The sequence below is a fragment of the Pseudomonas sp. DrBHI1 genome (assembly GCF_002205115.1).
GTDB classification, from domain to species: domain Bacteria; phylum Pseudomonadota; class Gammaproteobacteria; order Pseudomonadales; family Pseudomonadaceae; genus Aquipseudomonas; species Aquipseudomonas mosselii.
The window spans coordinates 200,135-218,682 of sequence record NZ_NIBE01000059.1 but is presented as its reverse complement, the minus strand read 5'-3'; the positions used below and the strand labels follow the sequence as shown (position 1 = coordinate 218,682).

Below are 18,548 nucleotides of genomic sequence, written 5' to 3'. Positions count from 1 at the left end.
CGAAGCCGAATACTATCTAGCCAGGTGACTAATCAGCTTCGTATTAGCGATCCAGCAGAACTAGCAAGAGGAGGCACGCTACCCGAACTCGACGAGCCTGGACTTGTGCCTAGGAGGTTTACCACGCTGTCCTGCGGCTTGAATGTGCTAAGCACTACTTTATTTTCTTTGGTCAACTCCTTCATTTCGATTTCTCTTGCATGTCGAGTCCGGAAACTTTCGCGGGTATAACTGGCCACCTTTCCACCGACTTCCCGAACTTTTTCAAGGCTTAACGTACCGCCTTTCAGCAGATCACTCATAAATAAATATGCAGTCGTTCCAACTCCATTTATCGCCGTTGTCCAGTTAGCATAATCATCACCCAACGGATCGCCGTGATACTGCAACAGAGCACCATACATACCTACACCGCCAACTGCTGCTGTGGCGAGCGTGACAACGGTATCTTTAGCCGATGGCAGTGTTCTATTGTAGAGACTACTGACTACCATTTTACCTGCCGTATAGAGTGCCGGCGCGTTCCCCATCACTGTCGCCTTGTATCCAGGGAAATTGCCACTTGGGTCGGTCATGTTGACAGGGTCACCTTTGCAGTACGCATAGGGGTTCAGGCCTCCGGCAGCAAATGGGCTTAGTGCATCGGGTGAATGGAAGCGCATCAGCTGAGGGTTGTAGGACCTGCGGCCATTGCCCAGCAGATAGCTGCCTGAGATTGGCTCACGAAACTGGCCTGAGAAGCCTGTGCATGCGAAACCCGTTCGCGAAGAACGGTCACCGTAGGGGGTATAGGAGACAGGCGCACTCCCTGACGTCCCCCGTACAAGGCTAGGACTAAGTAGATGGTCTGTGACCAACAGCTTTGCCGTGAACATAGATAAGCCCCTGTCTGACCTGGCAGCAACACTACCACCGCCTGTCAGGGAGCGTTAACTAGCAAAATTACCAGGGTCATGCAGCCCGCCTGGTAAAGTGGGTCCTCTTTTCAACAACTCACAGGCACAGCTTCGCCTGGCTGCTTCCGACCATTGATGAACAAAAAATAGTCACTCCTCCACAGTCCAATGAGTCCGGTGCTTGCAGCCTTGCACAAACAACTTGTCCACAGAGACATGAACAAGCTTTGTTGACAACCCCCTCCAATCAAGGTCTGTGCATATGTCTGTGCATATCTCATATCAATCCCAGTTCGCTATAGCTTCCATGATGAATGGAGATGCCAGTGCTCAGAAATTGAACAAACCTGCAGACACATTGATTGACAAGGGCTTCAGCGGTATTCGAACAGTTTATCCACAGCGTGACCAACAGTGAATGTGAGCAAAATCAGCGTAGTACCCCCTCCTCTACCAGCAGCTTGAGAATAGCCTCGGCGCCTTCCTGTGGAGATACATCCTTGAGCACCTTGCCCCCCCCGCCACTGGCCTTGGCCGTCGCGGCCTTCATGCGGTCGGCGCCGCTCTTGGCCTTGATCACCTTGAGCCGCTTGGGCCGTGGCCTGGCCGGTTGCAGGGCATCCTCGGCCAGCAACGAATCCTCAATCACTGCCACATTGCGCGCCGCCAGCACACCACGCCGGGCCGGGCCGAACGCCGATTGTCGAGGCTTGGGCGCAGCGTTATCCACAGTTGCCAGCAATGGCAGGCGCACCTTCAGGCGACGCCGCTGACCCCTTGGCAGAGCCTGCAGCACCTGGGCGGTACCGTTGTCGATGGACTCGACCTCGGCCAACCCCACCACCAGCGGCCAGCCCAGCTTCTCGGCCAGCAGGAACGGCAGCATGCCCGAGCCTTCGCCGGTTTCGGCCTGGCTGCCGGTCAGCACCAGCTGGGCACCCGCGTCGCGCAGATAATCGCCGAGCACGCCCAATACATCGGCGCCGGCGGGTTGTTCCAGCACATCCAGATGATCCAGCCCCATGCCCAGGTAGGCACGCAGTGCCTCTTCGCGAGGATCGCCGGCGTGCACCACCTGCAAGTTATCCCCAGCCAGTTGCAAGCCCAGTTCCACGGCACGGGCATCCTGCTCGGCGCGGCGGGCGCGGCCGGAGCTGGGGTGGGCGCCGATCGAGACCAGGCTGATGACTTTCGTACTCATGCTCGCTGCCCCTATGCCGCGTCGCGCTGGCCGCCGCTGCGGAAGTTGTCCACAGCCTCGATCAGTGCCTTGAGAATTGCCGAGCTGTCACCAATCACCGACAGGTCAGCTCGCTTGATCATGTCGCAGCCCGGGTCCATGTTGATCGCCACCACCTTGTCGCAGGCACCGATACCCTGCAGGTGCTGGATGGCACCGGAGATACCCACAGCCACATAGACCCGCGCCGTGACCCAGGTGCCGGTGGCGCCGACCTGGCGGTTGCGCGGCATGAAGCCGTCGTCCACCGCCACCCGCGATGCGCCCTCGGTGGCGCCGAGGGCCGCCGTGGCCCGGTGGTACAGGTCCCAATCCTTGACGCCGTTGCCGCCGGAGACGATGAACTCGGCCTCGGCCATGGCGATGGCCGCCGGGTCCACGGCCACCGAACCCAGGTCTTCGATACGCGACAGGCTGCGTGCCACGCCTGTGGACAACTCCACCGGCAACGCTTCATGACGGGTTTCGCTGACCGGCTCGGCACATTCGGCGGCGGCGAGGATCAGGCGTGGCACACTCCGCTGGATATCCTGCTGGCCGGCACCGGCACGACCGATGCACTGGCCGTCCTTGACCTGCCACACCCGCGTCGCAGGGCGTTCGCCCAGCGCCGCGGCCAGGCGACGTCCCAGTTCGCCGCCACCGGTACGGCTGTCAGGCAGCAGCCAGTGACGCGGCGCGAACTGGTTATCCACAGCCCGCAGGCCCTGGACCAGCTGCTCCGGTGCATAACCTGCGAAGGCCTCGCCCTCGATGACCAGCAAGCGATCGACGCCGGCTGTGGAAAAGTTGTTTTCCTTGTGCTCGCCAAAGACGATGGCCAGCACCGCGCCGTCGCCGCCGGCAAGGCTGTGGGCAAGGCCCAAAAGGTCGCGGTCATGGCTGCCCAGGCGACCACCGACCATGTCCGGGACCACGGCAATGTAGAAGGCCGGTTGCGCCACGCTGTGCAGCGGCAACTGCACTTCGGCGGCCGCGCTGCGTCGCCCGCCGACACCGGTGCCCTGCTGGGCGCCGCTGCGGTCGATGCGCTTGAGGCCGCTGGGGCCGATGAAGCCGGCGGCGATCGCGTGCGGGTTCTTGCGGATGATCCCGTGCGGGCCCATCCAGCTCGTCTGTTGCGTCTGCATCGCCGCGTGCAGCGGATGCAGGCGGTTACGGGCGATCCACTCGGCGCGTGGGTCGCGGCGGATGATGTCGCTCATCAGTGCACCTCCGCAGGTTCACGTTTGGCAGCCTGCGACTTCGCGGTTGCAGGGGCTTCGTCTTCGATCAGCACATCGGCGACCAGCTCGGCCAGGTCCTTGATCTGCGGACGCGGCTCGACCACGCCTTCGAGCATTGCCGTGCACTGTGGACAACCCACCGCCACCAGCTCGGCCTCGGTCTCGCGGATATCGTCCATGCGCATGTCGGGAATACGCTGCTTGCCGGGGATGTCGGTGATCGGCGCACCGCCGCCACCGCCGCAGCAGCGGGAACGGAAGCCCGAGCGCTGCATCTCGCGCACTTCGATGCCCAACGCCTTGAGCACTTCGCGCGGGGCTTCGTATTCGCCGTTGTAGCGGCCCAGATAGCACGGGTCGTGATAGGTAACGCTGCCGCCCTTGTGCTGGCCGAGGTTGAGCTTGTTCGCGGCGATCAGCTCGGCAATGTAGGTGCTGTGGTGCTGCACCTGGTACTCGCCGCCAAGCGCACCGTACTCGTTCTTCAGCACATGGAAGCTGTGCGGATCGCAGGTGACGATGCGCTGGAAGCTGTATTTGCCCAGGGTCTGGATGTTGCGCTTGGCCAGTTGCTGGAAGGTCGCCTCGTCGCCCAGGCGACGGGCCACATCTCCGCTGTCGCGCTCTTCAAGGCCGAGCACGGCGAAGTCCACGCCCGAGGCCTTGAGCACTTTGACGAAGGCCCGCAGGGTGCGTTGGTTGCGCATGTCGAAGGCGCCGTCGCCGACCCAGAACAGTACTTCGGTGCGCTTCACCTCGGACAGCAGTTTCAGGTTGAGGTCGGCCGCCCAGTTCATCCGCCCGCCCGGGGCGAAACCGCCGGGGTTGTCAGTGGCGATCAGGTTGTCCAGCACCTCGGCGCCCTTGTTCGGCGTGGCGCCCTTTTCCAGGGTCAGGTGGCGGCGCATGTCGACGATGGCATCGACGTGCTCGATCATCATCGGGCATTCCTCGACGCAGGCGCGGCAGGTGGTGCACGACCACAGCGTCTCGGCATCCACCAGGCCATTGACGATCGGCTGGTGCGGATGGCCGCCATGCTCGCCGACCGGCTTGCCCGGGTAAGGGCTGCCGGCGAACTGTGCGTCGGTACCACCGGCCAGGCCGATGACCATGTCCTGAATGAGCTTCTTGGGGTTCAGCGGCTGGCCGGCGGCGAACGCCGGGCACATGGCCTCGCACTTGCCGCACTGCACGCAGGCGTCGAAACCGAGCAGTTGGTTCCAGGTGAAATCGACCGGCTTTTCCACGCCCAGCGGTGCATTCGGGTCTTCCAGATCCAGCGGCTTGAGGCCGGTGGAGCGGCCACCGCCGAAGCGTTCGGCGCGGCGGTGCCAGGCCAGGTGCAGGGCACCGGCGAAGGCGTGCTTCATCGGGCCGCCCCAGGTCATGCCGAAGAACAGCTCGGACACGCCCCACAGCACACCGACACCCAGCAAGACGACCAGCACCCAGCCGCCAGTACCTTCCGGCAGGATGCCAGCAACCGGAAGCGTGGCGATGAAGAAGCTCGCCGCGAACATCAGCAGGCTTTTCGGCAGGCGCATCCATGGGCCCCTGGACAGGCGTGAAGGCGGATCGAGCCGGCGTTTGAAGACGAAAAGCGCGCCAGTGAACATGATCACCGTGGCCACCAGCAAGGCATAGCCGAGGATCTTGCTGTGCAGGCCGAAGCCGTGCACCAGGATCGCCAGCACGGCCGACAGCACGAAGCCGCCGGCGGTGGCCACGTGGGTCTTGGACATGTACTTGTCGCGCTCGACCACATGGTGCAGGTCCACCAGGTAGCGCCGTGGCATGGCCAGCAGGCCACCAATCAGGTCAACCTTGCTCGGCCGCCCACGCCGCCACATGCGCACCCGGCGCAGGGCGCCGAGCACCGCCAGGCCGAGGGCGGCGAACAGCAGGATGGGTAAGAGGGTGTTCAACATGGGAGGCTCCCACAACAGCTAGAATCCTGCGCCGCTCTCATGGGCGGCACCGACCCCTGTAGGAGCGGCCTTGTGTCGCGAAAGGGCTGCAAAGCAGCCCCTGGGGCTCAGCAGTGATGCACAGATCCCGGGGTCGCTTCGCGACCCTTTCGCGACGCAAGGCCGCTCCTACAGGGGGCCAATCCCGCCTCTAGAGAGGCGGTGCGATCAGAAGTCCTTGCACAGCCGCAAGGCGTCATAGATCGCCGCATGCACGTTGCGCTGGGCCACGCAGTCGCCGATGCGGTACAGCAGGTAGCCCTCGCCCGGTTGGCTGAGGATCGGCTGCGGCTTGATGGCGAACAACGCCTCCACGTCTATCTGGCCCTTGTTGCGCGAGCCGTCCTTGAGCGCGTAGTACAGCTGCTCGTCAGGGCGCACGCCGTTCTCCACCACCACCTGGTCGACCACGCGCTCTTCCTTGGCGCCGGTGTACTCGTTCTCGAGCACCGCCACCAGCTTGTCACCCTCGCGGTAGACCTTCTCCAGCATCATGTCGCCGGTCATGATCACTTCTTTGGGGTACATGCTGCGGTAGTAGGTCGGGAAGGTCGTGCCGCCCATGGCCACGCCCGGCTTGATATCGTCGGTAACGATCTCGACCTGGCTGCCCTTGTCGGCGAGGAAGTCGGCCACCGACATGCCGGTGAATTCGCAGATGGTGTCGTACACCAGCACGTTCTTGCCCGGCGCGACCTTGCCGTCGAGCACGTCCCAGCTGCTGACCACCAGCCCTTCGGCGGCGCCCCAGTGCTCGTTCTGCTCGAGGAACGAATGGCCGCCCACCGCCAGCACGATGATGTCCGGGCGCAGGTCCTGGATGGTGTCCACATCCGCAGCGGTACCCAGGCGCAGGTCGACCTTCAGGCGGGCGAACTCCAGCTGGTACCAGCGGGTGATGCCGGCGATCTGGTCGCGCTGCGGCGCCTTGGCGGCGATGGTGATCTGTCCGCCGATCTGGTCTTTCTTCTCGAACACGGTGACGTCGTGGCCACGCTCGGCGGCGACGCGGGCCGCCTCCATGCCAGCTGGGCCTGCGCCCACCACCACCACCTTGCGCTTCGGCCCGGTGGACTTCTCGATGATGTGCGGCACGCCCATGTATTCACGGGAGGTCGCGGCGTTCTGGATGCACAGCACATCCAGGCCCTGGTACTGGCGGTCGATGCAATAGTTGGCACCGACGCACTGCTTGATCTGGTCGACCTGGCCCATCTTGATCTTGGCGATCAGGTGCGGGTCGGCGATGTGCGCGCGGGTCATGCCGACCATATCGACATAGCCGCCTTCGAGGATGCGTGTGGCCTGGTTCGGGTCTTTGATGTTCTGCGCGTGCAGCACCGGGACCTTGACCACTTCCTTGATGCCGGCCGCCAGGTGCAGGAACGGCTCCGGCGGGTAGCTCATGTTGGGGATGACGTTGGCCAGGGTGTTGTGGGTGTCGCAGCCCGAGCCGACCACGCCGATGAAATCGAGCATGCCGGTGGCGTCGTAGTAGGCGGCGATCTGCTTCATGTCCTCGTGGCTGAGGCCATCGGGATGGAACTCGTCGCCGCAGATACGCATGCCCACGCAGAAGTCGTCGCCGACTTCCTTGCGCACGGCCTTGAGCACTTCCAGGCCGAACTTCATGCGGCCCTCGAAGGTGCCACCCCACTCGTCGGTACGCTTGTTGACCCGCGGGCTCCAGAACTGGTCGATCATGTGCTGGTGCACAGCCGACAGCTCGACGCCGTCCAGGCCGCCCTCCTTGGCGCGACGCGCGGCTTGCGCGTAGTTGCCGATCACCCGCCAGATCTCTTCCACCTCGATGGTCTTGCAGGTGGCGCGGTGCACCGGTTCGCGGATGCCCGACGGCGACATCAACGTCGGCCAGTTGAAGCCGTCCCACCGTGAGCGACGGCCCATGTGGGTAATCTGGATCATGATCTTGGCGCCATGCTTGTGCATGGCGTCGGCGAGGTTCTGGAAGTGCGGGATGATGCGGTCGGTGGACAGGTTGACCGACGACCACCACTCCTGCGGACTGTCGATGGCCACTACCGACGAGCCGCCGCAGATGGCCAGGCCGATGCCGCCCTTGGCCTTCTCTTCGTAGTACTTCACGTAGCGGTCGGTGGTCATGCCGCCGTCGGTGGCGTAGACCTCGGCGTGCGCGGTGCTGAGCACACGGTTGCGGACGGTCAGCTTGCCGATCTGGATCGGCTGGAACATTGCTTCGAAGGCCATGACGCTATCTCCGGCTTACAACGGCTTTGTAACGAACAGGCCATCTTCGTGGCCTTCTTCCGACCCGCCGTAGACCTGTTCGGCCACGGTGCGGATCGAGCTGCCGCGGGCAGCGAGAATCTGGTCCATGGCCCCGGCGAACCAGCCGGTGAACATGTAGTCGACCTTACGGCCGCACTTGCCATACACGTACACGAACGCCGAGTGCTTGAGCTTGACGCTGCAGGTACCTTTGTCCAGGTCGATGTCCTGGATCTGGAACAGGCCCCAGCCACGCTGGGACAGGCGCTTCATGTAGTGCTCGAACACCGCCACGCCCTCCAGGCCATGGCACTCGGCTTCTTTCTCGCACCAGTGCCAAGCGGACTTGTAGCCGGCCTTGTAGAGGATCTCGGCGTACTTGTCGGCGCCCAGCACTTCCTCGATGCCCATGTGGTTGTTGACGAAGAAATGCCGTGGCACATAGAGCATCGGCAGGGCGTCGCTGGTCCAGACACCGGTCTCGCTGTCGACTTCGATTGGCAATTGCGGGGCGATCTTGGCCATGGAAACTCAACTCCATAAAATTTTTTGTTTGGATGCCCCGGCGTTGCTGGCAGGGGCTTTCAGGCTTGGAGAGCGGCTTTACTCGCCCCACACATCCTTGAGGACGTTGACCCAGTTCTCGCCCATGATCTTGCGCACCACGCGTTCAGAGTGGCCGCGCTTGAGCAGGGTTTCGGTCAGGTTGGGGAACTCGCCGACGGTACGGATACCCAGCGGGTTGATGATCTTGCCGAAGTTGGTCAGGCGCCGGGCGTAGCCCTTGTCGTGGGTCAGGTACTCGAAGAAGTCCTGGCCGTGGCCCTGGGTGAAGTCGGTGCCGATGCCGATGGCGTCCTCGCCGACGATGTTCATGGTGTACTCGATGGCCTCGGCGTAGTCGTCGATGGTCGAGTCGATGCCCTTGGCCAGGAACGGCGCGAACATGGTCACGCCGACGAAGCCGCCGTGGTCGGCGATGAACTTCAGCTCTGCGTCGGACTTGTTGCGCGGGTGTTCCTTCAGGCCCGAGGGCAGGCAGTGGGAATAGCAGACTGGCTTCTTCGACTCGAGGATGACCTCTTCGGAGGTCTTGGAGCCAACGTGGGACAGGTCGCACATGATGCCGACGCGGTTCATCTCGGCGACGATCTCGCGGCCGAAGCCCGACAGGCCACCGTCACGCTCGTAGCAACCGGTGCCGACCAGGTTCTGGGTGTTGTAGCACATCTGCACGATGCCCACGCCGAGCTGCTTGAACACGTCGACATAGGCGATCTGGTCTTCGAACGCATGGGCGTTCTGGAAGCCGAAGAGGATGCCGGTCTTGCCCAGCTCCTTGGCCTTGCGGATATCGGCGGTGGTGCGCACCGGCATCACCAGGTCGCTGTTCTCGCGGATCAGTTTCTGGCTGGAGGCGATATTGTCGACGGTGGCCTTGAAGCCCTCCCACACCGAGACCGTGCAGTTGGCCGCGGTCAGCCCGCCCTTGCGCATGTCCTCGAACAGCTCGCGGTTCCACTTGGCAATGATCAGGCCGTCGATGACGATGCTGTCGGCGTGAAGTTCGGCTGGGCTCATCAGGCTGTCCCCTTTTATTGAAGTCTGCATGCGCCGAACCTTGTGCCGGCGCTTTGGGGCCAGCATATGCCTGCCGCCCGAGGCGCCCCGATGCAAAAACGACAGGGGGTTTGCCGAAAGCGTCAATGGCCGATCCGGCACGCTCTGGCACGGCCCTCGGCAATGAGAGCGAGTCTCGACAACGACGTTTGATGAACATTTCGTCAGGGAGCTATCGCCCGAACCTGCGCTGAGCGAGAATCCAGCGATTGGTCAGCTTGTTCAGGAGAAATTGGATGAAATCAATGGCATGGCTGGTTCTGCTGGCGGTCGCGGGTAGCGCGTACGCCGCCGAGGAAGAAAGCACGCCCTGCGACAACGTCGAGACCGAACAGCAGGGGTATGCCTGCGCGGCCTACAACAAGCAGACCGCCGAGCGCGAACTGAAAGCGGCCTATGACGACCTGATGCAACGCATCCGCGACCAGTACGCGGATGAAAGCGACAAGGCCGCGGCGCTGAGCGGCAAGATGGAGGCAGCCGAAAAGCTGTGGGCACAGTTGCGCGACGCCGACTGCAAGGTCGAGACTTGGGCCGAGAAGCCGGGGAGCAAGGCGTACGAGGCGGCGTGGGATACCTGCGTGGCGCAGCGTAGCGACGAGCGCTCGGAATACCTGCAGTCGATCGGACAGCAGTGATTGCCTGCCCCGCGAATGCTCACTTCATGACCCGACCAATCGCCGGTCTTCCCGCGGGCACCGCTCGAACCGTGTCCGATAGCAGCGGGTGAAATACGACGCCGACTCGAACCCGCACGCCACTGCCACCTCCAGCACGCTCATGTCGGTCTGGCGCAGCAGCTGGCGGGCCTTGTCCAGTCGCAGCCGCAGATAGAAACCGCTGGGCGTGTCGGCCAGGTACAGGCGAAACAGCCGCTCCAACTGGCGCCGGGTCACCTGCACGCCGTCAGCCAGTACCTGGGTGTTAAGCGGCAGCTCGGTGTTGCGCTCCATCTCGCCGATCACTTTCACCAGCTTCTTGTTGCGCAGCCCGTAACGCGTGGCGATCTCCATGCGCTGGTGGTCCTGACGCGGACGGATGCGCCCCAGCACGAACTGCTCGGAAACCTGCACCGCCAGCTCACTGCCGTGGGCCTGGGCGATCAGGTCGAGCATCAGGTCGATGGAGGCCGTGCCGCCGGCACAGGTGATGCGCCGGCGGTCGATCTCGAACAGCTCCTGGGTCACCTGCAGGCGTGGATAACGCTCCTTGAACGCCTCCAGTGCCTCCCAGTGCAGGGTCGCCCGGTGACCATCGAGCAGGCCGGCCTCGGCCAGCACCACTGCGCCGGTGTCGATACCCCCGAGCACTACGCCTTCATGGTCGAGACGACGTAGCGCTTGCTGCAGCGCCGATCCATAGCACGCCAAGGGCTCGAAGCCGGCCACCAGCAGCAACAGCCGCCCGTGCCCGCCCTCCCCCAGCGCGCCATCGGCATTCACCGACATGCCGTTGCTGGCCTCTACCGCGCCACCGTCCAGGCTCAGCACGCGCCAGCGGTACAACGGGCCACGGAAGCGATTGGCCACGCGCAGCGGCTCGATGGCACTGATGAAACCCATGGCGGAAAAGCCGGGTAGCAACAGGAAGTCTATGGTTTCCGGCATCGCATGCTCCGCGCAAAGGTGGTCGCCTCCGTGCAAGTGTTGGTCGCCAGGGTGCGATTTTCCACCCTGTCGCCAGCGTAGCGTGTTCTCACGGCCCGCAGAGGCCGGACCCATAACAATATGCACTGCCGATGGAGAGCCACCATGCAACGCTTTATCCGCCGCAGCCTGTTGTCCCTCGTGCTCAGCACCACCGTAGCCGCACCGCTCTTCGCCGCCGAACCCGCCGTCTGCAAGGACGTGCGCCTGGGCGTGGTCAACTGGACCGACGTGATCGCCACCAGCGCCATGGCCCAGGTGCTGCTCGATGGTCTGGGCTACCAGACCAAGCAGACCAGCGCCTCGCAGCAGATCATTTTCGCCGGTATTCGCGACAAGCGGCTGGACATGTTCCTCGGGTACTGGAACCCGATCATGACCCAGACCATCACCCCATTCATCCAGACCAACCAGGTCAAGGTGCTCGACAAGCCAAGCCTGGAAGACGCCCGCGCCACCCTGGCCGTGCCGAAATACCTGGCCGACAAAGGCCTGAAGACGTTCGCCGACATCCACAAGTTCCAGAAGGAACTGGGCGGCAAGATCTACGGCATCGAGCCAGGCTCCGGCGCCAATACCCAGATCAAGGCGATGATCAGCAAGAACCAGTTCGACTTGGGCAAGTTCCAGCTGGTCGAGTCGAGCGAGGCCGGGATGCTCGCCGCGGTGGACCGAGCGGTACGACGCAAGGAAGCGGTGGTGTTCTTTGGCTGGGCGCCGCACCCAATGAACGTGAACATCGACATGGTCTATCTCGGCGACAGCCAGGACGCCCTGGGCCCGGACGAAGGCCGCGCCACGGTGTGGACGGTGACCGCGCCGGACTACGCCGAACGCTGCCCCAACGCCCACCGCCTGCTGGCCAACCTGAACTTCAGCGCCGAGGACGAGAGCCGGATGATGCAGCCGCTGCTCGATCACAAGGACGCGCTGGAGTCCGCCCGCCAGTGGCTCAAGGACCACCCCGAGGACAAGGCCCGTTGGCTCGAGGGTGTAACCACCTTCGATGGCAAGCCCGCCGCGGACAACCTCAAGCTCACGGCCAACTGACAGAACCTCTTCGCCTACTCGCACACCGACAGGTCAACCCGATCGGTGTAGGAGCGGCCTTGTGTCGCGATAGGGCAGCAAGGCGGCCCCCGGACTTCAACGCCGCCACATAAATCCTGGGGCCGCTGCGCGGCCCTATCGCGACGCAAGGCCGCTCCTACAGAGATCCGGTCCATAGTCACAAAAAGGAATCCACCATGAACCACGACGTCATCATCACCTGCGCCCTCACCGGTGCCGGCGACACGGTCGCCAAGAGCCACCTGGTCCCGGTCACCCCGAAACAGATCGCCGAATCCGCCGTCGAGGCCGCCAAGGCCGGCGCCACCGTGGTCCACTGCCACGTTCGCGATCCGCAAACCGGCCGCTTTAGCCGCGACGTCAACCTCTATCGCGAAGTGATGGAGCGCATCCGCGAGGCTGACGTGGACATCATCGTCAACCTCACCGCCGGCATGGGCGGCGACCTGGAGATCGGCCCGGGCGAGTCACCCATGGAATTCGGCCCAGGCACCGACCTGATTGGCCCGCTGGAGCGCCTGGCCCATGTCGAGGCACTGCTGCCGGAAATCTGCACCCTCGACTGCGGCACCCTCAACTTCGGCGACGGCAACGCCATCTACGTCTCCACCCCGGCCCAGTTGCGCGCAGGCGCCAAGCGCATCACCGAGCTGGGCGTGAAGGCCGAGCTGGAGATCTTCGATACCGGTCACCTGTGGTTCGCCAAGCAAATGATCAAGGAAGGCCTGCTGGACGACCCGCTGTTCCAGCTGTGCCTGGGCATCCCATGGGGCGCGCCGGCGGATACCACCACCATGAAGGCGATGGTCGACAACCTGCCGGCCAATGTCACCTGGGCCGGCTTCGGCATCGGCCGCATGCAGATGCCCATGGCCGCCCAGGCGGTGCTGCTCGGCGGCAACGTCCGGGTCGGGCTGGAGGACAACCTGTACCTGGACCGTGGCGTGCTGGCCAGCAACGGCCAGCTGGTGGAACGGGCGATGGAAATCATCACCCGCATGGGTGCCCGCGTGCTCAGCCCGGCAGAAGGCCGGGAAAAGATGAACCTCAAACGCCGCTGATATTCCTGTAGGAGCCCGATATGCCATTCATCACCGACATCAAGACCTTCGCCGCCCTGGGTAGCGGCGTAATCGGCAGCGGTTGGGTCGCCCGCGCCCTGGCCCATGGCCTGGACGTGATTGCCTGGGACCCTGCGCCCGGCGCCGAGGCCATGTTGCGCAAACGTATCGCCAATGCCTGGCCGGCCCTGCAGAAGCAAGGTCTGGCGCCCGGCGCCTCACAGGATCGCCTGACTTTCGTCGCCACCATCGAGGCGTGCGTGCGCGACGCCGATTTCATCCAGGAGAGTGCCCCCGAACGCCTGGACCTCAAGCTCGACCTGCACGCGAAGATCAGCGCCGCCGCCAAGCCGAATGCGATCATCGCCAGCAGCACCTCGGGCCTGCTGCCCAGCGAGTTCTATGAGTCGGCCACCCACCCCGAGCGCTGCGTGGTGGGCCACCCGTTCAACCCGGTGTACCTGCTGCCACTGGTGGAAATCGTCGGCGGCCGAAACACCAGCCCCGACGCCATCGAAGCGGCAAAAGCCCTCTACACAGCGCTGGGCATGCGCCCATTGCATGTGCGCAAGGAAGTCCCCGGCTTTATCGCCGACCGCCTGCTCGAAGCGCTCTGGCGCGAGGCCTTGCACCTGGTCAACGACGGCGTCGCCAGCACTGGCGAGATCGACGACGCGATCCGCTTCGGCGCCGGTCTGCGCTGGTCGTTCATGGGCACTTTCCTTACCTATACCCTGGCTGGTGGCGACGCCGGCATGCGCCACTTCATGGCCCAGTTCGGCCCAGCGCTGAAGCTGCCCTGGACGTACCTGCCGGCACCGGAGCTGACCGACAAGCTGATCGACGATGTGGTGGAAGGCACCTCGGAACAGCTGGGCGAGCGCAGCATCGCGGCCCTGGAGCGCTATCGTGATGACACACTGCTGGCGGTACTGGAAGCGGTGAAAACCAGCAAAGCCAAGCACGGCATGGCCTTCGGCGACTGAGGATTAAACGATGCCCGCCCTGATCACCTACCGTACCCGGGTGTTGCCGGAATGGGTCGACTACAACGGCCACCTGCGCGATGCCTACTACCTGCTGATCTTCAGCTACGCCACCGATGCGCTGATGGAGCGCATCGGCCTGGATGCCGATGCACGAGGGCAGAGCGGGCATTCGCTGTTTACCCTAGAGGCGCATATCAACTACTTGCACGAGGTAAAGCTTGATACTGAGGTGTGGGTGCAGACATTCATTATCGGCTTCGACAAGAAGCGCCTGCACCTGTACCACAGCTTGCATAGAAAGGACTTTGAGGAAGCCCTCTCCGCCAGCGAGCAACTGCTACTGCACGTGGATATGGCCGGACCAAAGTCTGCGCCGTTTACGGCGAGTTCCATCGAACAACTGGAAAACCTGGTCACTGGGCAAGATAGCCAACCGCATTCACTGTACGTTGGCCGAACCATTCGCATTCCTTGAACGTAAGATCAGGCTCGAGCGAGAAGATTACCTCGACCACCAGCGTGCCTTCTCACTCAGAGCCCACCTAAATACACTCAACCTTGATTTCAGGGATAGAACTTGGACACATCATCCCTAACCTCATTAAAAAGACGAACATTATCACTATGCTCCTTAGTACCCAAACGCACTGAAGCAAAAGTAGCTTTAGGGTCAGAAAATTGACCCATATCATAATGATCACATCCATTTTTTCCGCAATCAAACTTACCCATTATCGTATGATACTTAGCACCGTTGGCAAAAAACTCATGCGCGAATCTGTATGGATGTTCACCTGGATCGGGATATCCAGGTTTCCATGTATGCTCCCCGCCCAAGAGATGTCCAAGCTGATGCGTCAGAATGTCTGATTCGTGTGCAACATGGATCAATGCAAAGGCAGTTTCCTTTCTTGCCGAGACATAAGCCTGGCCACCAAAAAATGGATAAGCAACTGCAGTGACAACCAAATCAGCCTGCTTCGACTCTCTCTGTTCAGCAATTTGTCTTGCGACAGGCGTGTTTGGCCCACGGACCTCCCTCAGTATTTTTTTTGGGTCCTGTTCAAGCTCAGCCTCCTTCAAACTCGAGGCATAATACCCAGCGTACTCAAACTCAAGGTCAACATTACTTCTCCGAAACACCTGAGAGCTCGATGCCAACATTGCCCTAATCCTGACTTCAAAAGACGGATCAACTGCACGCGCCTCCTGCGTACTAACGAACATGACCCTAATAATACTACGCGCCCTGGGCTGTGAACCATTCACTGCTTTTTTCAGTTCTTTACCCTGCGACTCACGTATAGGATCACACTTTAAATTAGAATCCGACCCAAACTTAATGAGAGCATATCGCCCCGCACCCGCATTTTCCAAACGATAAAATTGTCCTGGCAGATATATCTCACCGCTCAGACGCTGCCCTTGCCGCACCAGCATAATTCTGCTGACAGGATCTATATCAACCTCACCAGGAGATGTGTGGTGTTGTTTTCGATCGGAAACGATGTCTCCAAACCAATACGTAGTATTGTTACCTTCTTCATAGACATTACGTTGCTGAAACTTTACAATATCTCCATTTGGTAGCGACACCAAAAGCCGGCCAACCCCTGCCTTGACCAAGGCCGGATTGACATCAATGAAACGCGCATATTCTATGTTCCTCGATTGCCCCAGTGCTTTAAGGAAATTGACGTCTGCATCGCTAGAGGCCAGCGTCGACAGCCCCTGGAGATCCATCGCTTCCTTGATATCATAAAGTTTTTGCTCATCATCCATTGATGAAACCTGCGCATGACTTGCCACTCCACAAGCCGACAGCAGAAGCACCTGTAAAAATGCGAAAAGCCACGTAGTCCTTCGTTGAATAATCATCCTATTCTCCTTGAACATATGAGCAAGCAGTACACAACCAGGCACAATGCAAATACTTAAACAAGCCAGAAGACCAGCCGCAAGCAGCCTTATTGATCAAGCTTCCAGGAGGTAATATGGGTTATCTTACCGAACAACTCCTCATTCCATATCGTTATTTCCAGGGGCTGAAGAATATTTGGATGTTCCCACACCGATTTCTTTATATCTGCAATCATCCGCGGAAATAAATTGGGTTCAGGAAGCATCCCCTGAACGCACAGCGCAGCCTCGCCTCGCGCCGTTTCAAAACAGATAACGCGAAAGCCAAACCAGAGTAGAAATCGAATTGACCCGAGCTCAGGCATATATTCCTTCCCTTCTCTCCTACACCCCTCCTCAGAAGTATGACAACTATTCTCCGCCAGCGCTTGTAGCATCGCAGGACATAGTGGCGCATTTCCGTGATCAGGCACGATTACACTGCATAGAAATCCACTCGCTGCGAAAGACCCCGTATAAAAAGAAACCTGCAATTCGTTTGCAGACGGCGTCGCCCCCTCGGGCTTCGGGGTGGAACACCCCGAAAAAACAAAGACCAATACAGTCCATAGCAAGACAGCATGAATTCCGCATAGTTTGTTCATGTCCTTACCTCCCCATCCTCAGATTACGCTGTCGTCGCCCAGCAGTGACATGCCAACGCTCGAACAAAAAGTATCTGCCATAATACTTAACTAACTATCAGACAGCCCGCAACTGGCAAAATTATCAGGTAGTTTGCGTGCCCCCAAAAGTCCTGGAAAGCCGTGAGCTTCCGGGATCAAAAGCAACATCCACTGCAAGGCCCCCGGTGTCAGGATAGTGGCCGCCTCGCCTGATTTACCTGAAACCAGACACAGGGGCGCAAACAGAGCCGTTGTGCCGTACTATTCCTCTGAGCGCAAAGCCGAATTCCTCAAGATGTTGCTCCCTCCATTCAATCTGACGATGGCCGAGGGCGTTCCTGAAATGTCTCTGTACACCTGACGTCGGCAAGCCAGTACCAAAGGATCCGTAGTGGTGTCCGCCCCCAAACACCCGACCGAGAGTTAGTCGGTGGAGGTGAAATTCGCTGCAGTCACCGAGTGTGCCAGCCTGTCCGAGATTGAATTGGGCGAATACTGTCGTCGCAAAAGCTTGTATGCCAAGCAGATAACCGCGTGACGGCAAGGGCTTCTGAGCGCAATGGCGTCTCAACAAGCGCAACCCAAGGTTGATCGGGAACAAGCCCGGCAGGATCAGAAATGCATCAAAGAACTTGAGATTGAACTGCGCTGCAGCTTCGAACTGCCGGACAGAGGCAGCACCGAGGACGTGCTCAGCGCCCTGGACGTAATGCCGAGCCGACAACACATGCGACCCAGGCACCGAATCGTGTGTGGTCGTGGGACATCACATACTTACCGTCTTCGGTGCGTGGTCAGTACGACTACCTGTATCTGATCGAGGAGTGACGCGACAACTAGTTTGAAAAACGCCGAGAGTGACCAAGCCCCCGGTGCCGTGACATCAATCTGCGGCCCTCCTTTCCCGACGATTTAGCCGTAAACGACCTGTTCGTAGTCAAAGCAGCCATCGTGACAATCCGCCCTTGCCGCCCCAGAGCATCGGACACAGAATCAATTGAAAACAACAGCGGCGAAGGACATTAGTCATGATGCATGCGGACTTGATCGACCAGGACGACCTGCTGGGCCAGCTGCGCTCGCGGGGTTTCGACATTCCGGCCGGCGCCAGCGCCGAGCAGGCCTGCGAGGTGGTGATACGCGGACTGACCGAGCCCAATGCGCGGGCGCTGAAGGGCATGGTCGAGCAGATGTACACCGGCAGCGCGACGATCCTGCCGGCCGTGCGCCAAGCCATCGACAAGCAGTTGCTGCCGGCGTTGGCGCAGTTCAACAAACGTGCCTGAAGCATTGACTGGCCCTTTGTAAGAGCGGCCTTGTGCCGCTCCTACAGGGACCGATGTTCAGCTACAGGCGCACACTGGCAAAGGTCGACTCGTTACGCGCCTGGCTCAGCGCCGCCATCGGCCCGCTGTGCGGTGACAAGGCCATGGCTTGCGGAATCGGCATCATTGCCACCTGCTGGGTGGTGTTCGAGCCCACGCGCTCGTCACGCGGCGGAATGCCGAAGTACTCGCGGTAGCACTTGGAGAAGTGCGGCGTGGACACGAACCCGCACACCGACGCCACCTCGATGATCGACATCGGCGTCTGCTTGAGCAATTGCCGGGCACGGATCAGGCGTAGCTTGAGGTAGTAGCGCGACGGCGAGCAGTGCAGGTACTTCTGGAACAGTCGCTCGAGTTGGCGCCGCGACACGGCCACGTACACCGCCAGTTCGTCCAGGTCGATCGGCTCCTCGAGGTTGGCCTCCATCAGCGCGACGATTTCCTGCAGCTTCGGCTGGTTGGTGCCGAGCATGTGCTTGAGCGGCACGCGCTGGTGGTCCTGTTCGTTGCGGATGCGTTCGTAGACGAACATCTCGGAGATCGCCGCCGACAGCTCACGGCCATGATCGCGGCTGATCAGGTGCAGCATCATGTCCAGGGGCGCGGTGCCGCCGGAGCTGGTGAAGCGGTTGCGGTCGAGGGTGAACAGGCGGGTGCTCATGTTCACCCGCGGGTAGGCTTCCTGCATCGCCGCCAGGCATTCCCAGTGCACGCTGCAGTCGAAAC

At 61.3% G+C, this 18,548-nt stretch carries 17 protein-coding genes and 1 pseudogene; 7 read left to right on the top strand and 11 right to left on the bottom strand.

Annotation, left to right across the window (positions count from 1 at the left end):
• Positions 1 to 32: 32 nt before the first annotated feature.
• The 7 genes from CC207_RS28305 to CC207_RS13050 all read right to left on the bottom strand — a co-directional run bounded on the left by CC207_RS28305 (position 33) and on the right by CC207_RS13050 (position 9,163).
• Positions 33 to 875 (bottom strand): RHS repeat-associated core domain-containing protein, encoded by an 843-nt coding sequence (locus tag CC207_RS28305; protein WP_088852222.1) that lies wholly within the window; start codon positions 873 to 875, stop codon positions 33 to 35.
• A gap of 451 nt (positions 876 to 1,326) precedes the next feature.
• Positions 1,327 to 2,097, bottom strand: coding sequence for an electron transfer flavoprotein subunit beta (locus CC207_RS13075; protein WP_028688444.1), 771 nt, complete (start codon positions 2,095 to 2,097; stop codon positions 1,327 to 1,329).
• Between the two features lie 11 nt (positions 2,098 to 2,108).
• Positions 2,109 to 3,341, bottom strand: coding sequence for an electron transfer flavoprotein subunit alpha/FixB family protein (locus tag CC207_RS13070; RefSeq protein WP_028688445.1), 1,233 nt, complete (start codon positions 3,339 to 3,341; stop codon positions 2,109 to 2,111).
• Positions 3,341 to 5,293, bottom strand: a complete 1,953-nt coding sequence (gene dgcB / locus CC207_RS13065; protein WP_088852221.1) for a dimethylglycine demethylation protein DgcB — start codon at positions 5,291 to 5,293, stop codon at positions 3,341 to 3,343. Before dgcB ends, CC207_RS13070 begins: the two co-directional genes overlap by 1 nt.
• A 207-nt stretch (positions 5,294 to 5,500) precedes the next feature.
• A complete protein-coding gene (gene dgcA / locus CC207_RS13060) occupies positions 5,501 to 7,561 on the bottom strand; it encodes a dimethylglycine demethylation protein DgcA (RefSeq protein ID WP_028688447.1) in 2,061 nt (686 codons plus the stop codon).
• A gap of 15 nt (positions 7,562 to 7,576) precedes the next feature.
• Complete coding sequence (locus CC207_RS13055) at positions 7,577 to 8,107, bottom strand: DUF5943 domain-containing protein (protein ID WP_028688448.1); 531 nt, start codon at positions 8,105 to 8,107, stop codon at positions 7,577 to 7,579.
• 78 nt (positions 8,108 to 8,185) lie between these two features.
• On the bottom strand, positions 8,186 to 9,163 hold the full coding sequence (locus CC207_RS13050) for a dipeptidase (protein WP_011536164.1): 978 nt from the start codon (positions 9,161 to 9,163) through the stop codon (positions 8,186 to 8,188).
• Positions 9,164 to 9,438: 275 nt separating this feature from the next.
• Between CC207_RS13050 and CC207_RS13045 the strand changes: the two genes are divergently transcribed.
• Positions 9,439 to 9,840, top strand: a complete 402-nt coding sequence (locus CC207_RS13045; RefSeq protein WP_069015875.1) for a lysozyme inhibitor LprI family protein — start codon at positions 9,439 to 9,441, stop codon at positions 9,838 to 9,840.
• 24 nt (positions 9,841 to 9,864) lie between these two features.
• On the opposite strand, the gene CC207_RS13040 is transcribed toward CC207_RS13045, so the two are convergent.
• The gene (locus CC207_RS13040) at positions 9,865 to 10,809 is read right to left on the bottom strand and encodes a GlxA family transcriptional regulator (RefSeq protein ID WP_088852220.1); all 945 of its coding nucleotides are present in this window, start codon (positions 10,807 to 10,809) and stop codon (positions 9,865 to 9,867) included.
• A 144-nt stretch (positions 10,810 to 10,953) separates the two neighbouring features.
• Here CC207_RS13040 and choX point away from each other — a divergent pair, with 144 nt between their 5' ends.
• From choX to CC207_RS13020, 4 genes are all read left to right on the top strand, one after another.
• The gene (choX, locus tag CC207_RS13035; RefSeq protein ID WP_088852219.1) at positions 10,954 to 11,898 is read left to right on the top strand and encodes a choline ABC transporter substrate-binding protein; all 945 of its coding nucleotides are present in this window, start codon (positions 10,954 to 10,956) and stop codon (positions 11,896 to 11,898) included.
• Positions 11,899 to 12,095: 197 nt separating this feature from the next.
• Positions 12,096 to 12,980 (top strand): 3-keto-5-aminohexanoate cleavage protein, encoded by an 885-nt coding sequence (locus tag CC207_RS13030; RefSeq protein WP_028688452.1) that lies wholly within the window; start codon positions 12,096 to 12,098, stop codon positions 12,978 to 12,980.
• A gap of 20 nt (positions 12,981 to 13,000) precedes the next feature.
• Positions 13,001 to 13,966 carry an L-carnitine dehydrogenase gene (locus CC207_RS13025; RefSeq protein ID WP_028688453.1) on the top strand — a complete coding sequence of 322 codons (966 nt, stop codon included), beginning with the start codon at positions 13,001 to 13,003 and terminating at the stop codon, positions 13,964 to 13,966.
• A 10-nt stretch (positions 13,967 to 13,976) separates the two neighbouring features.
• A complete protein-coding gene (locus tag CC207_RS13020) occupies positions 13,977 to 14,444 on the top strand; it encodes a thioesterase family protein (RefSeq protein WP_028688454.1) in 468 nt (155 codons plus the stop codon).
• A gap of 89 nt (positions 14,445 to 14,533) precedes the next feature.
• On the opposite strand, the gene CC207_RS26760 is transcribed toward CC207_RS13020, so the two are convergent.
• Both CC207_RS26760 and CC207_RS26755 read right to left on the bottom strand, forming a co-directional pair.
• Positions 14,534 to 15,847, bottom strand: coding sequence for a hypothetical protein (locus tag CC207_RS26760; RefSeq protein ID WP_143496110.1), 1,314 nt, complete (start codon positions 15,845 to 15,847; stop codon positions 14,534 to 14,536).
• An 89-nt stretch (positions 15,848 to 15,936) separates the two neighbouring features.
• Positions 15,937 to 16,473, bottom strand: coding sequence for a hypothetical protein (locus CC207_RS26755; RefSeq protein WP_143496109.1), 537 nt, complete (start codon positions 16,471 to 16,473; stop codon positions 15,937 to 15,939).
• 316 nt (positions 16,474 to 16,789) lie between these two features.
• On the opposite strand from CC207_RS26755, the pseudogene CC207_RS27605 reads away from it, so the two are divergent.
• Together CC207_RS27605 and CC207_RS13010 are read left to right on the top strand one after the other, a co-directional pair.
• Positions 16,790 to 17,319: pseudogene (locus tag CC207_RS27605) on the top strand (hypothetical protein); the annotation flags it as partial.
• Positions 17,320 to 17,522: 203 nt separating this feature from the next.
• On the top strand, positions 17,523 to 17,780 hold the full coding sequence (locus tag CC207_RS13010; protein ID WP_028688456.1) for a hypothetical protein: 258 nt from the start codon (positions 17,523 to 17,525) through the stop codon (positions 17,778 to 17,780).
• A gap of 61 nt (positions 17,781 to 17,841) precedes the next feature.
• On the opposite strand, the gene CC207_RS13005 is transcribed toward CC207_RS13010, so the two are convergent.
• A partial coding sequence (locus CC207_RS13005) for a GlxA family transcriptional regulator (protein WP_256582079.1) occupies positions 17,842 to 18,548 on the bottom strand: 707 nt, incomplete at its 5' end.